14 protein-coding genes are annotated in these 12,938 nt (G+C 54.9%); 10 read left to right on the forward strand and 4 right to left on the reverse strand.

What is annotated here, in order from left to right:
• Positions 1-42 precede the first annotated feature (42 nt).
• Entirely contained in the window at positions 43-2,301 is a 2,259-nt protein-coding gene (locus tag DFO56_RS17045; protein ID WP_045512839.1) for an FAD-dependent oxidoreductase, read from the forward strand.
• Here the strand turns inward: DFO56_RS17045 and DFO56_RS17050 are convergent.
• Positions 2,298-3,278, reverse strand: coding sequence for a type IV pilus twitching motility protein PilT (locus tag DFO56_RS17050; RefSeq protein ID WP_045512842.1), 981 nt, complete (start codon positions 3,276-3,278; stop codon positions 2,298-2,300). The genes DFO56_RS17045 and DFO56_RS17050 overlap by 4 nt on opposite strands.
• 17 nt (positions 3,279-3,295) lie before the next feature.
• Between DFO56_RS17050 and DFO56_RS17055 the strand changes: the two genes are divergently transcribed.
• From DFO56_RS17055 to hemW, 5 genes are read left to right on the forward strand one after another with little or no spacing between them, the layout of a single operon-like run.
• Complete coding sequence (locus DFO56_RS17055; protein WP_045512845.1) at positions 3,296-4,000, forward strand: YggS family pyridoxal phosphate-dependent enzyme; 705 nt, start codon at positions 3,296-3,298, stop codon at positions 3,998-4,000.
• Positions 4,001-4,018: 18 nt separating this feature from the next.
• Positions 4,019-4,585 carry a YggT family protein gene (locus DFO56_RS17060; RefSeq protein ID WP_017457574.1) on the forward strand — a complete coding sequence of 189 codons (567 nt, stop codon included), beginning with the start codon at positions 4,019-4,021 and terminating at the stop codon, positions 4,583-4,585.
• Positions 4,582-4,872, forward strand: coding sequence for a DUF167 family protein YggU (gene yggU / locus DFO56_RS17065; protein WP_017457573.1), 291 nt, complete (start codon positions 4,582-4,584; stop codon positions 4,870-4,872). Before DFO56_RS17060 ends, yggU begins: the two co-directional genes overlap by 4 nt.
• A gap of 8 nt (positions 4,873-4,880) precedes the next feature.
• Positions 4,881-5,474 (forward strand): XTP/dITP diphosphatase, encoded by a 594-nt coding sequence (locus DFO56_RS17070; RefSeq protein ID WP_020455170.1) that lies wholly within the window; start codon positions 4,881-4,883, stop codon positions 5,472-5,474.
• Entirely contained in the window at positions 5,467-6,603 is a 1,137-nt protein-coding gene (gene hemW / locus DFO56_RS17075) for a radical SAM family heme chaperone HemW (RefSeq protein WP_045512848.1), read from the forward strand. The genes DFO56_RS17070 and hemW overlap by 8 nt, the downstream gene beginning before the upstream one ends.
• Before the next feature lie 188 nt (positions 6,604-6,791).
• Here hemW and DFO56_RS17080 read toward each other — a convergent pair whose 3' ends face one another.
• The 3 genes from DFO56_RS17080 to trmB are packed head-to-tail and all read right to left on the reverse strand — an operon-like array spanning position 6,792 to position 8,612.
• Positions 6,792-7,511: a DUF2884 domain-containing protein gene (locus DFO56_RS17080; protein ID WP_020455172.1), complete on the reverse strand. Its 720-nt coding sequence runs from the start codon at positions 7,509-7,511 to the stop codon at positions 6,792-6,794.
• Positions 7,512-7,566: 55 nt separating this feature from the next.
• The gene (locus DFO56_RS17085) at positions 7,567-7,893 is read right to left on the reverse strand and encodes a YggL family protein (protein WP_020455173.1); all 327 of its coding nucleotides are present in this window, start codon (positions 7,891-7,893) and stop codon (positions 7,567-7,569) included.
• On the reverse strand, positions 7,893-8,612 hold the full coding sequence (trmB, locus tag DFO56_RS17090; RefSeq protein ID WP_020455174.1) for a tRNA (guanosine(46)-N7)-methyltransferase TrmB: 720 nt from the start codon (positions 8,610-8,612) through the stop codon (positions 7,893-7,895). Before trmB ends, DFO56_RS17085 begins: the two co-directional genes overlap by 1 nt.
• A 142-nt stretch (positions 8,613-8,754) precedes the next feature.
• Between trmB and mutY the strand changes: the two genes are divergently transcribed.
• The 4 genes from mutY to DFO56_RS17110 all read left to right on the forward strand — a co-directional run bounded on the left by mutY (position 8,755) and on the right by DFO56_RS17110 (position 12,788).
• Complete coding sequence (gene mutY / locus DFO56_RS17095; protein WP_020455175.1) at positions 8,755-9,804, forward strand: A/G-specific adenine glycosylase; 1,050 nt, start codon at positions 8,755-8,757, stop codon at positions 9,802-9,804.
• A gap of 25 nt (positions 9,805-9,829) precedes the next feature.
• On the forward strand, positions 9,830-10,105 hold the full coding sequence (locus tag DFO56_RS17100; RefSeq protein WP_020455176.1) for an oxidative damage protection protein: 276 nt from the start codon (positions 9,830-9,832) through the stop codon (positions 10,103-10,105).
• Between the two features lie 108 nt (positions 10,106-10,213).
• Positions 10,214-11,296 carry a membrane-bound lytic murein transglycosylase MltC gene (mltC, locus tag DFO56_RS17105; protein WP_045512851.1) on the forward strand — a complete coding sequence of 361 codons (1,083 nt, stop codon included), beginning with the start codon at positions 10,214-10,216 and terminating at the stop codon, positions 11,294-11,296.
• Between the two features lie 238 nt (positions 11,297-11,534).
• Positions 11,535-12,788, forward strand: coding sequence for a nucleoside permease (locus DFO56_RS17110; protein ID WP_020455178.1), 1,254 nt, complete (start codon positions 11,535-11,537; stop codon positions 12,786-12,788).
• The last annotated feature ends 150 nt before the right edge of the window (positions 12,789-12,938 follow it).

Raw genomic sequence — 12,938 nt, forward strand, 5'->3', positions numbered from 1 at the left:
CGAAAAACCGATTTTACCGCCAGTAAAGAAGGAAACAAGGTTATGAAAATCTTTCCTCAAACCGATGCCAGAACATTTCCAACGCAGCAACTGCACGCAGACCTGTTAGTTGCGGGTGGCGGGCTGGCGGGGCTTTGCGCCGCGCTGGCGGCAGCGCGAGACGGCTTGCAAGTGGTGCTAGTTCAGGACAGGCCGGTGCTTGGCGGAAATGCCTCCAGCGAAGTGCGTCTGTGGGCCAACGGCGCAACCTCCCATATGGGGAATAATAACCGTTGGGCACGCGAAGGCGGCATCATGGGCGAAATCATGGAAGAGAACCTCTGGCGGAACAAAGAGGGAAACCCGGTGATGTTCGACCTCGTGTTGCTGGATCTTGCCAAAAGCCAGCCGGGGCTGACATTGCTGCTCAATACCGCCGTCTTTGAGGTCGAAAAAACGGAAAATGCCCTCACTGCGGTAAAAGCCTTCAACCCGATTAACGAGACCTTTTACAGCGTAAGCGCCGCGCAGTTCTGCGATGCTACCGGCGACGGCGTGCTCGGTTTTCTGGCGGGCGCAGAATACCGTGAAGGCGCGGAAGAAGAGGAAGAACTGGGTGAAAAAATGGCGCCCGGTGACAATTTTGGCCATAAGCTGGGCCACTCCATCTATTTCTACACGAAGCAAACCGCCGGGCCGGTCAACTTTGTTCCCCCCTCTTTCGCCCTGAGAGATATCACCGCAATCCCGCGCTACAAGCGCCTGACGTCAACGCTGAACGGCTGCGATTTATGGTGGCTGGAGTGGGGAGGCCGCCTCGATACCGTGCACGAAAGTGAAGAGATCAAATGGGAACTGTGGAAGATTGTCTGGGGCGTCTGGGATCATATTAAAAACTCTGGCGAATTCCCAGAAGCTGCCAGTATGACTATCGAATGGGTCGGCGCGATCCCCGGCAAACGCGAAAGCCGCCGTTTCCTTGGCGACCATTTGCTGTGCCAGCAGGACATTATTGAGCAACGCGATCACTATGATGCCGTGGGTTATGGCGGTTGGTCGATAGATTTGCACCCGGCTGATGGCGTGTACAGCACCCACGACGGCTGTCGGCAGTTTCACAGCAAAGGAACCTACACCATTCCGTTTCGCAGCCTCTACAGCCGCTCGCTCGATAACTTATTGCTTACCGGGCGGCTCATCTCCGCCTCACATGTCGCCTTCGGCAGCGCCCGCGTAATGTGTACCTGCGGTCTGCTGGGCGAAGTGGTCGGACGCGCCGCTGCGCAGTGTAAGGCACTTAACCTGCTGCCGCGTGAACTGGCGCAGCGGGAGCATATCAGCGCTTTGCAGCAACATTTACAGGCCACTGGCTGTTATATCCCACGCCAGTGGCTGAACGACCCGGCGCAAGGCGCCACCGTCAGCGCCAGCAGCGAATACCAACTGAGCGAGCTGGAACCCAACGGCAACTGGCAGTCACTTTCGGAGCGCATGGCGATACTGTTACCCGTACGCGCAGGCGCGCAACTGCCCGAGATGACGCTGCGTTTACGGGCATCAACACCGCAGCCACTGGCGGTTTCGCTGCTTGGCAGTGCACGCGCCGGGAACTTCACCCCGGACTATCAATACGACGAAAACGTGCTTCAGGTCTCCGGCGAAGCAGAGCACACCCTGGCCTTCCAGTGGCAAAGCGATCGCGATCAGTACGTATTTGTCGCTTTCGAAGCGCAGGAAAATATCGAAATTGCGCTCACGAATACCCACCTGCCAGGTCTTATGACGGTCTTTAACAGCCTTAACGCCCGTGTGGCAAAACACACCCGGCAGGTCGCAGATGGCGATTATGGCGTCGACGAGTTCGATTTCTGGCTGCCACGCCGCCATCCGCAGCAGATCTTCCCCGCCCTGCGCTTCAGCCAGCCATTGAATGGCTGGTGTGCGCAGAATGTCTTAAATGGCCGCTTGCGTCCGGAGCAGCAAATCAACGCATGGACACCGGCCGCAGATGATGTCGCCCCGGAGATCATCTGGCGCTGGGCGGAGCCGCAAACGCTGCGGCATCTGACGCTGGTGCAGGACAACGACTTCGATAACGCGATGGAGTCGGTCCAGATGGGCCACCACTATGCCGTAACGCCACATTGCATCACGCACTACCGTTTGTGGGCCGATGACCAGCTCCTGGCCGAGGTGGAAAATAACCACCACTCGGTGTGCCAGCACAGGCTTGAAGTGCCGCTGGTGGTGCGCAGCGTCAGGCTGGAGATCCTGAAAACGGCGGGCGCGCTGCCCGCGGTTTACTCGCTAAACATCCGCTAAAGCCAGCCTTGCAGCACTCGCTGTTGGTGGCTTTGTGCAAAGGTTTGCATCCCCGCCTGTTGCCCGGTTTGCATTACGCCGGGCAACTGGTGGGTTTTGCCTTCGCGGATCAGGCTCGCCACCGCCGGAGAGGTGATCAGCAACTCGAATAATGCCACTCGCCCTCCCCGCTTGTCCGCCTCAAGTTTTTGCGCCAGCACCGCCTGCAGGCTTCCTGCCAGCTGGCTGCGCACAGGATCTTTTTCTTGCGCCGGAAAGGTATCGACCAACCTCTCTACCGCTTGTGCCGCACCGCGCGTATGCAGCGTCGCCAACACCAGATGCCCGGTTTCTGCGGCTGTCAGGGCCAGACGGATGGTCTCGCTGTCGCGCAACTCACCGAGCAGGATCACATCCGGATCCTCACGCAGCGCCGCGCGCAGGCCGTCGGCAAATGACATGCAATGTAGACCCACTTCCCGCTGCTGAATCAGGCAGCGGTTGCTGGTGTGAACAAACTCGATCGGATCTTCCAGCGTCAGAATATGCGCATCGTTATGCTGATTCAGATAATCCACCATGGCTGCCAGAGTGGTGGATTTGCCGCTGCCGGTCGCGCCCGTCACCAGAATCAGGCCGTTTTCCCGCCCAAGTAATTCGCTCAGCGGCGCAGGGGCGTCCAGCTCGCTGAGCAGTGGGCAGCTTTGCGGCAGCAAGCGTAACGCCAGCGAAACACCACCGTGACGCGTAAAGGCTCCTGCCCGCAGCCGATGCCCCGCGGCTGTCGTCAGGGCAAAATCGACCTGCCCCCGCTCTCGCCACAGACGCTGCTGAGCCGTATTGAGGTGCAAATCAATCAGCCCGGCGAGATCCGCTATTTCAAACGGCGCAGGTTCAAGGCGGCCTTGCTGCCGCCAGCGCGGCACAGAGCCACTGCACAGGTGTAGATCCGAGACATTATGCTTTACACTAAGCGCCACTATTTCTTCTATATCCATATAGCCATCCTGGAATCATGAACGATATTGCGCATAACCTGGCACAGGTCCGGGACAAAATCTCAGCCGCCGCAGCGCGCTGCGGCCGTGCTTCAGAAGAAGTGACATTGCTTGCAGTGAGCAAAACCAAACCTGCGAGCGCTGTCGCAGAAGCGATCGACGCCGGGCAACGTGCTTTTGGCGAAAACTATGTTCAGGAAGGGGTGGATAAAATTAACCACTTCAGGCAACTGGGCGTTCAGGGTCTGCAATGGCACTTTATTGGCCCGCTACAGTCCAACAAAAGCCGTCTGGTGGCGGAGAACTTCGACTGGTGCCACACGGTAGACAGGTTGCGTATTGCCAGTCGTTTAAGCGAGCAGCGCCCGGCAACGTTAGCGCCGCTGAATGTGCTTATCCAAATCAACATCAGTGATGAGCAGAGCAAATCCGGCATTGCGCTCAGCGAGCTGGATATGCTGGCCGCTCAAGTAGCCGAGCTACCCGGCGTTTGCCTGCGCGGGTTGATGGCGATACCTGCGCCGGAAACAGATTACGAACGCCAGTTTGCCGTGGCACGGCAAATGGCTGTAGCATTTGAAGCGTTGAAAACACGCTATCCGACGGTGGATACCCTGTCGTTGGGCATGTCCGACGATATGACCGCCGCCATTGCGGCGGGAAGCACGATGGTGCGCATTGGTACGGCCATTTTTGGTGCGCGCGATTACACGAAAAATTAAGGAAAACTGAGGAACGCCATGAAGACGTTGACTTTCCTGCTCTCGACAGTGATTGAACTCTACACAATGGTTCTGCTGTTACGTGTCTGGATGCAGTGGGCACGCTGCGATTTTTACAACCCGTTTTCGCAGTTCGTGGTCAAGGCCACGCAGCCGATTGTCGGGCCGCTGCGCCGCGTGCTGCCCGCGATGGGGCCGCTGGATAGCGCCTCGCTGCTGATTGCTTTTGTTCTGTCGTTTATTAAAGCGATACTGATCTTTATGGTCATCACCTTCCAGCCGATTATCTGGGCCTCCGCCCTGCTGATTTTACTCAAAACCATCGGCTTGATGATTTTCTGGGTGCTGCTGGTAATGGCCATCATGAGTTGGGTCAGTCAGGGACGCAGCCCGGTGGAATATGTGCTCATGCAGTTGACCGAGCCGCTGCTGCGCCCAATCCGCAGTCTGCTGCCGGCCATGGGCGGCATCGATTTTTCACCGATGATTCTGGTGCTGCTGCTGTATGTTCTGAATATGGGGATTGCGGAATTGCTGCAATCTACCGGCGATATTCTGCTGCCGGGGCTGTGGATGGCACTATGAGTGCCGTTGTTACCTGTGAAGACGGGCTGGTGTTGCGGCTGTATATTCAGCCTAAAGCCAGTCGTGACGCCATTATCGGGCTGCATGGCGACGAGTTAAAAGTCGCCATCACCGCCCCGCCAGTGGACGGCCAGGCCAATGCGCACCTGGTAAAATTCCTCGCTAAGCAGTTCCGCGTGGCAAAAAACCAGGTCGTGATTGAAAAAGGCGAACTGGGCCGCCACAAACAGATTAAAATCTCACATCCGCAACAGATCCCGACGGAAGTCGCGGCGCTGATACATTAGGATCCGCTATGCAAAAAGTTGTCCTCGCTACCGGTAATGCCGGTAAGGTGCGCGAGCTGGCCTCGCTGCTGAATGATTTTGGCTTTGATGTTGTCGCACAAACTGAGTTGGGCGTCGAGTCCGCCGAAGAGACCGGCCTGACGTTTATTGAAAACGCGATCCTCAAAGCGCGCCACGCAGCGCAAGTTACTGGCCTGCCTGCGATTGCCGACGATTCCGGCCTGGCTGTCGATGCCCTCGGCGGTGCGCCGGGCATTTATTCCGCCCGTTATTCCGGCGTTGATGCCAGCGACCAGCAGAACCTGGAAAAACTGCTCGACGCGCTAAAAGATGTGCCGGACGCAGAGCGCAAAGCGCAATTCCATTGCGTACTGGTCTATATGCGTCATGCGGATGACCCGACCCCGCTGGTGTGCCACGGCCGCTGGCCTGGCGTGATTACGCGGCAGCCTGCCGGTAACGGCGGCTTTGGCTACGATCCGATTTTCTTTGTCCCTGCTGAGGGCAAAACCGCAGCGGAGCTCACCCGCGAAGAAAAAAGCGCGATCTCCCACCGTGGACAAGCGTTGAAACTGTTACTGGAAGCACTGCGTAATGGCTGATTTGCCGCCTCTGAGCCTTTATATACATATTCCGTGGTGCGTGCAGAAATGCCCGTACTGCGATTTCAATTCCCACGCATTAAAGGGCGAAGTACCGCACGACGACTACGTTCAGCATTTGCTTAACGATCTCGATGCCGATGTCGCCTACGCGCAGGGACGTGAAATAAAGACCATTTTTATTGGTGGCGGTACGCCGAGCCTGCTCTCTGGTCCGGCAATGCAAACATTGCTGGACGGCATACGTGCGCGTTTGCCGCTCGCACTGGATGCAGAAATAACCATGGAAGCCAACCCCGGAACCGTGGAAGCCGACCGCTTTGTCGATTACCAGCGTGCCGGCGTGAACCGCATTTCCATTGGCGTACAAAGTTTTAGCGAAACGAAGTTACAGCGCCTGGGGCGTATTCACGGCCCGCAGGAAGCCAAACGCGCCGCGCACCTGGCGAGCGGGCTGGGGCTACGCAGCTTTAACCTTGATTTAATGCACGGCCTGCCGGATCAGTCGCTGGAAGAAGCGCTGGACGACTTGCGCCAGGCGATTGCGCTCAACCCGCCGCATCTGTCGTGGTATCAGCTCACCATTGAACCTAATACGCTGTTTGGCTCACGCCCTCCGGTGCTGCCAGATGACGATGCGCTCTGGGACATTTTCGAACAGGGCCACCAGATCCTGACCACCGCCGGGTATCAACAATATGAAACCTCGGCTTACGCGAAACCTGGCTACCAGTGTCAGCACAATCTCAACTACTGGCGTTTTGGCGACTATCTGGGGATTGGTTGCGGTGCGCACGGTAAAGTGACGTTGCCAGATGGACGTATCCTGCGCACGGCAAAAACCCGTCATCCACGCGGTTATATGCAGGGCAATTACCTGGATAAGCAGCACGATGTGGAGACGCAAGATAAACCGTTTGAATTCTTTATGAACCGTTTCCGCCTGCTGGAACCCGCACCGCGTGCAGATTTCTCACGCTATACCGGCCTGGATGAGCGCGTTATTCGCCCGCAAATTGAGGAAGCACTGAAACTGAATTATTTGACGGAAAGTGAAGAGAACTGGCAGATAACAGAACACGGTAAATTATTTCTTAATTCCCTACTGGAACTATTTCTTGCCGAATAATTCCGGTGCTGGCCGTTCGGTTATTTGAACAGCCAGCCAGATAATTATCAGGCAATTCCAAAGAATACCCTGTCACCACAGAACATAATCCCGCCGCTCAACGCCGTCAGGATGAAGGCACAGCGAGAAAGAGTGGCGCGGAAGGTAAAAAATCACAGCCTTCGTACAAGGAAGGCTGCTGATTGCAGTTACTTAAGTCCTGAGGTTAACGCCTTCCGGCTCTCTTCCAGCGTCACTACACGCTTACAAACATCTTTCCCGAACTGCTGGAAATCCGCTTCCTGGTTTTTCCACTCGTTCTGGATAGCGGTCTGTAAACCGCCGAGGCTGCCTAAGACGTTTTGTAATGGGTTACCGCCGCTTTTCAGCACCGCTTTCGCGCCCATTTCATTAATGCTGTCCTGCAGAATGCCGCCCATCGCCTGGTTCACCAGTTGCTGGCCGTCCGCACGCACTTGCTCAATCGCTTTATAGTGGAAGGTCAGGCCATCGCTACGATGCTCAATAATGCGATTCATCTGCTCTTTTAATTGCGCATCTAGCTTGGTCAGGCGATTACGCATGCTGCTGCTTTCACCGACCTCTTTGACGATGATTTTATCCAGCGCAATGCGGTTTTTCTCCACCCGGCTACGCGCACCATTGTCAATCCACGGCAGCGCGCTGCGCAGTTCTGCCTGGTAATCTTTAGCCTGCTCGCGCTGAGCGGCGCTAAGGGTCGGTTGTTTGCCGTTGAACATCACGTTGCCATCCGGTGTGATAACCAGATTGCCGTTCTCGCCTTTCACCTGCACGGTTTGCGGATTGATGATCACATCGTCACGCGGCGTGACGCTACATTGATAGTCGGCCTGAGCCGCGAATGCTGTAAGCGTTAGAGCCGCCGCCAGTAGCGTTTTGCGCATCATAAAAACTCCTGTAGAGACAAAACGGGCCAGCAAATGCTGGCCCCTTATGTTTTAGTTAGTCCCACCAAACGTCGAAAAGTTCGCTCACGCGTACCTCAGTCAACTGGTGTTCTTCAAGCCATTTACGCACGATGGCCTGATGCTCTTCAGTACATTTGCCAATCTCTTGCAGGCAAATCAGACCATCCCACGCCAGATAACCGCTACCGTCAAACGCCAGCTTGTTCGGCTCAATCACTTCCTGAATAAAGTCATCAACCGTTTTATCAATCTGCTCTTCGCTGGTGCCTTCCGGGAAGCGCCATGCAACAGAAAAACCCAGTTCCTGAAATTCATCGATATGCATTTTTTTACGCAAACGACGGCTGCGGTTTGTTGCCATTATTTCACCCTCTCGAACATTAAGTCCCATACGCCGTGACCAAGACGATGGCCACGCTGTTCAAATTTGGTTACCGGGCGCGACTCTGGACGCGGCACAAAGTCGTTTGTCGCCGACAGGTTTTTGTAACCGTCGATGGAAGTCATCACTTCCAGCATATGCTGCGCGTAGGCTTCCCAGTCAGTCGCCATATGAAACACGCCGCCCAGCTTGAGCTTGCTTTTCACCAGTTCAGCAAAGGGTACCTGAACGATGCGGCGTTTATTATGACGCGCTTTGTGCCACGGGTCAGGGAAAAAGAGCTGCACCATATTCAAAGAATTGTCAGGGATCATCTTGTGCAACACTTCTACAGCGTCGTGGCACATGACGCGCAGGTTTTCCACGCCCTCTTCATGTGCAGAGGAGAGGCAAGCGCCAACGCCCGGCGAATGTACTTCAATGCCGAGGAAATCCTGCTCCGGTCGCGTTTTCGCCATTTCAACCAGAGACGCGCCCATACCAAAACCGATCTCCAGCGTGACAGGAGCTGTGCGGCCAAACAGCGTGGCGAAATCCAGCGGCTGCTCAGTGAACTCAACGCCCATCACCGGCCAGTAATTATCCAGCGCGTGTTGCTGCCCTTTCGTCAGGCGGCCCTGGCGACGGACAAAGCTGCGAATGCGGCGCAACGGGCGGCCGTTTTCATCAAATTCCGGTGAAATGACGTCGTTATTCATAAAGTGATCTGCTTGTGAGAGTGTTCAGGAAACGGGCATTATCCAAAGTTCATCGCCCGATGCAAGCACCGGAAAGTTCCGGTTTACAGCTCAGCGCCTCTGTGCTGCAATCTTCGCCCCTGATTACGTGATTCTGGTGACCATGCAAGCGTCTCAATTTTCAGCCCAGGTGCTGGGCTGGTACGACAAATACGGGCGAAAAACGCTGCCCTGGCAAATTGAAAAAACGCCTTACAAAGTATGGCTATCGGAAGTGATGTTGCAACAAACGCAAGTGACAACCGTAATCCCCTACTTCCAGCGCTTTATGGCGCGTTTCCCAACCGTGAGCGATCTGGCGAATGCACCGCTGGATGAAGTGCTGCATTTGTGGACTGGTCTGGGTTATTACGCGCGAGCGCGCAACTTACATAAAGCCGCGCAGCAGGTGGCTAACCAGCACGGCGGGCGCTTCCCGGAGACCTTCGAAGAAGTCGCCGCGCTTCCGGGCGTTGGCCGCTCGACCGCGGGCGCTATCCTCTCTTTGTCGCTGGGTAAACACTTTCCCATTCTCGATGGCAACGTGAAGCGCGTGCTGGCGCGCTGTTACGCTGTCGGCGGCTGGCCCGGAAAGAAAGAAGTGGAAAAACGGTTGTGGGAGATCAGCACAGATGTCACACCGGCTCAGGGCGTCGAGCGCTTTAACCAGGCGATGATGGACCTGGGCGCGATGGTTTGCACCCGTTCGAAACCGAAATGCGAGCTCTGCCCGCTGCAAACGGGCTGTGAAGCTTATGCTTCCGGCACCTGGGCGCAATATCCGGGTAAAAAACCGAAACAGACGCTGCCCGAGCGCACCGGATATTTCCTGCTGATGCAGCATGAAGGCGAAGTATATCTTGAGCAGCGCCCACCGAGCGGGCTGTGGGGCGGGTTATTCTGCTTCCCGCAGTTCAGCGATGAGGCCAGTCTGCGGGCCTGGCTGGCGCAGAGGAAGATTAGCGCCGATAATCTCAGCCAACTTGTGGCGTTTCGCCATACCTTTAGCCATTTCCATCTGGATATTGTGCCTATGTGGCTTGGCGTGTCCTCGTTCTCGTCTTGCATGGATGAGGGCGCAGGTCTTTGGTATAACTTAGCGCAACCGCCATCCGTCGGTCTGGCGGCTCCCGTGGAACGCCTGATACAGCAATTACGCGCCGAAGTCCGTTAGGCGCGCAAGCAAAGAGGATTATTTTATGAGCAGAACTATTTTTTGTACCTTCCTGCAACGTGAAGCGGAAGGGCAAGACTTCCAGCTCTATCCGGGCGATCTCGGAAAACGCATTTATAACGAGATCTCGAAAGAGGCCTGGAAGCAGTGGCAGCAGAAGCAAACCATGCTTATCAACGAGAAAAAACTCAACATGATGAACGTCGAGCACCGCAAACTGCTGGAAGAGGAGATGGTGAATTTCCTGTTTGAAGGTAAAGACGTGCATATTGAAGGCTATACGCCGCAAGAAAAAAAATAAGCCGCTGTTCACGCGCAATCACTGGTAATGCTGCGAAAACATGGGAAGGCATTGCCAGTGCGCAGAGACACCGGCGCTAACACACCAACACAATTGCATCCCGGAATGATGAAAAAATATTTAGCGCTAGCGATTATTGCGCCGTTGCTGATTTCTTGTTCCAGTTCGAATAAAACGGGCGACGACTACAACGAAGCCTGGATTAAAGACACCAACGGTTTTGACATCCTGATGGGTCAATTTGCCCATAATATTGAGAATTTATGGGGATTTAACGAGGTTCTGATCGCAGGCCCGAAAGACTACGTTAAATACACCGACCAGTACCAAACCCGCAGCCACATCAACTTCGATGAGGGGACAATCACCGTCGAGACTATCTCCGGCACCGAACCTGCGGCGCATTTGCGCCAGGCGATTATCAAAACCCTGCTGATGGGCGACGATCCGGGTTCAATCGATCTTTACTCCGATGTCGATGATATTCAGATCTCGAAAGAGCCGTTCCTCTACGGCCAGGTGGTGGATAACAACGGCGAAGCCATTCGCTGGCAATGGCGTGCAGCGCAGTTTGCGGACTATTTACTGCAAACACGTCTGAAAAGCCGCAGCAACGGCTTACGGATGATCTACAGCGTGACCATTAACCTGGTGCCAAACCACCTGGATAAACGCGCGCATAAATACGTCGGTATGGTGCGCAAAGCGTCGCATAAATATGGCGTCGACGAATCGCTGATTCTGGCGATTATGCAAACCGAATCCTCCTTTAACCCATACGCCGTCAGCCGCTCCGATGCGCTCGGTTTAATGCAGGTTGTGCAGCACAGCGCCGGTAAAGATGTGTTCCGCGCGCAGGGGAAATCTGGTACGCCCGATCGCAGTTATCTGTTTGATCCGCAAAGCAACATCGATACCGGCACCGCCTACCTGGCGATGCTGAACAATATTTATCTATCCGGTATTACTAACCCTACATCGCGTCGCTATGCGGTTATTACCGCTTATAACGGCGGTGCCGGCAGCGTGTTACGCGTCTTTTCCGCCGATAAAGTGCAGGCGGCAAATATCATCAACACCATGACGCCGGGAGATGTGTACCAAACCCTGACCACACGTCACCCCTCGGCGGAATCCCGCCGCTATCTCTACAAAGTTAACGCTGCGCAGAAAACTTACCGTCGCAACTAATCTGCTGCCTCTTTCGTCTGTACCAATGAAAGAGGCATAAGGTATTCATGTGAGTGATGCAAACGGTTGCGCTAAAGTGTGAGATACGTCACCATATGAAAATGCAATCAGAGGAAGTTTGCATTTTTATGTAGGGCATAACAAATTCGCCACCCCGTAGATGGTAGAATCCTGACACATAACAAACGCAATTGTGCCCATTCCAACATCTATCACTCTCCTTTGTGAGGAAATTAGCATGAATCTTAAGCTGCAGCTGAAAGTCATTATCTTTCTGCAGTTCTGCCTGTGGGGAAGCTGGCTGACTACGCTTGGCTCTTATATGTTCGTTACCCTGAAATTCCAGGGCGCGGAAATTGGCGCGGTATATAGCTCGCTGGGTATTGCATCACTGCTGATGCCAACGCTGCTCGGTATCGTTGCGGACAAGTGGCTGAGCGCAAAATGGGTGTACGCTCTGTGCCACCTGGTTGGCGCGATTACATTATTTATCGCCGCAGGCGTCACCACACCAGGCGCAATGTTCGCCATCATCCTGCTTAACTCGCTGGCCTATATGCCAACGCTGGGCCTGGTGAACACCATTTCTTACTTCCGCCTGAAATCCGCAGGCCACGATATCGTGACCGATTTCCCACCGATTCGTATCTGGGGCACCATCGGCTTTATTCTGGCGATGTGGGCGGTGAGCTTCTCCGGTTTCGAACTGAGTCATATGCAGCTCTACATTGGCGCGGCGCTGTCGCTGGTGCTGAGCCTGTTCTCTCTGACGCTGCCGCATATGCCGGTTGCTAAAAGCAAAGAGAAACAGACCTGGGTGGAAATGCTGGGCCTGAACGCTTTCGCGCTGTTTAAAAACAAGCGCATGGCGATCTTCTTTATCTTCTCGATGCTGTTAGGCGCCGAGCTGCAGATCACCAACATGTTCGGCAACACCTTCCTGCACAGCTTTGACGCGAACCCGCTGTTCGCCAACAGCTTCATCGTGACACATGCGTCGGTGATGATGTCGATTTCGCAGATTTCCGAAACCGCATTTATCCTGGCGATCCCGTTCTTTATGAGCCGTTATGGCATCAAGAACGTCATGCTGATCAGTATCATCGCCTGGGTGCTGCGTTTTGGTCTGTTTGCTTATGGCGACCCGACGCCGTTCGGTACCGTGCTGCTGGTTCTGTCGATGATCGTTTACGGTTGTGCATTCGACTTCTTCAACATCTCCGGTTCGGTATTCGTGGAGAAAGAGGTGAACCCGGCTATCCGCGCCAGCGCGCAGGGTATGTTGCTGATGATGACCAACGGCTTCGGCTGTATCCTCGGCGGGATGGTGAGCGGCAAAGTGGTGGAGATTTACACCACTGCGGGCATCACCGACTGGAAAACCGTGTGGCTGATTTTCGCCGGTTACTCGCTGGTGCTGGCCTTCGCCTTCGTGATGCTGTTTAAGTATAAACACGTGCGTGAGCCAGAAGGTGTGGCGCAGAAAGCCTGAAACTGATAACCATCTCCTGAAGGTGGTTAACGATGCAAAGACAAAACCCGGCCTGAGCGCCGGGTTTTTTGTGACCATTTGACCATCTCTTTTTGCGAAGGTGGTCAGCAACAGGCGTTGGCTTATTATCTTTTGCTTTAAATCGTACAG

It is taken from the genome of Kosakonia sp. AG348 (genome assembly GCF_003337365.1).
Taxonomy (GTDB): domain Bacteria; phylum Pseudomonadota; class Gammaproteobacteria; order Enterobacterales; family Enterobacteriaceae; genus Kosakonia.

What these genes read in the sequence shown, in the direction of transcription:
- DFO56_RS17045 (WP_045512839.1), top strand. Translation starts at nt 43, where the DNA reads ATGAAAATCTTTCCTCAAACCGATGCCAGAACATTTCCAACGCAGCAA.
- DFO56_RS17050 (WP_045512842.1), bottom strand. Translation starts at nt 3,278, where the DNA reads ATGGATATAGAAGAAATAGTGGCGCTTAGTGTAAAGCATAATGTCTCG.
- DFO56_RS17055 (WP_045512845.1), top strand. Translation starts at nt 3,296, where the DNA reads ATGAACGATATTGCGCATAACCTGGCACAGGTCCGGGACAAAATCTCA.
- DFO56_RS17060 (WP_017457574.1), top strand. Translation starts at nt 4,019, where the DNA reads ATGAAGACGTTGACTTTCCTGCTCTCGACAGTGATTGAACTCTACACA.
- yggU (WP_017457573.1), top strand. Translation starts at nt 4,582, where the DNA reads ATGAGTGCCGTTGTTACCTGTGAAGACGGGCTGGTGTTGCGGCTGTAT.
- DFO56_RS17070 (WP_020455170.1), top strand. Translation starts at nt 4,881, where the DNA reads ATGCAAAAAGTTGTCCTCGCTACCGGTAATGCCGGTAAGGTGCGCGAG.
- hemW (WP_045512848.1), top strand. Translation starts at nt 5,467, where the DNA reads ATGGCTGATTTGCCGCCTCTGAGCCTTTATATACATATTCCGTGGTGC.
- DFO56_RS17080 (WP_020455172.1), bottom strand. Translation starts at nt 7,511, where the DNA reads ATGATGCGCAAAACGCTACTGGCGGCGGCTCTAACGCTTACAGCATTC.
- DFO56_RS17085 (WP_020455173.1), bottom strand. Translation starts at nt 7,893, where the DNA reads ATGGCAACAAACCGCAGCCGTCGTTTGCGTAAAAAAATGCATATCGAT.
- trmB (WP_020455174.1), bottom strand. Translation starts at nt 8,612, where the DNA reads ATGAATAACGACGTCATTTCACCGGAATTTGATGAAAACGGCCGCCCG.
- mutY (WP_020455175.1), top strand. Translation starts at nt 8,755, where the DNA reads ATGCAAGCGTCTCAATTTTCAGCCCAGGTGCTGGGCTGGTACGACAAA.
- DFO56_RS17100 (WP_020455176.1), top strand. Translation starts at nt 9,830, where the DNA reads ATGAGCAGAACTATTTTTTGTACCTTCCTGCAACGTGAAGCGGAAGGG.
- mltC (WP_045512851.1), top strand. Translation starts at nt 10,214, where the DNA reads ATGAAAAAATATTTAGCGCTAGCGATTATTGCGCCGTTGCTGATTTCT.
- DFO56_RS17110 (WP_020455178.1), top strand. Translation starts at nt 11,535, where the DNA reads ATGAATCTTAAGCTGCAGCTGAAAGTCATTATCTTTCTGCAGTTCTGC.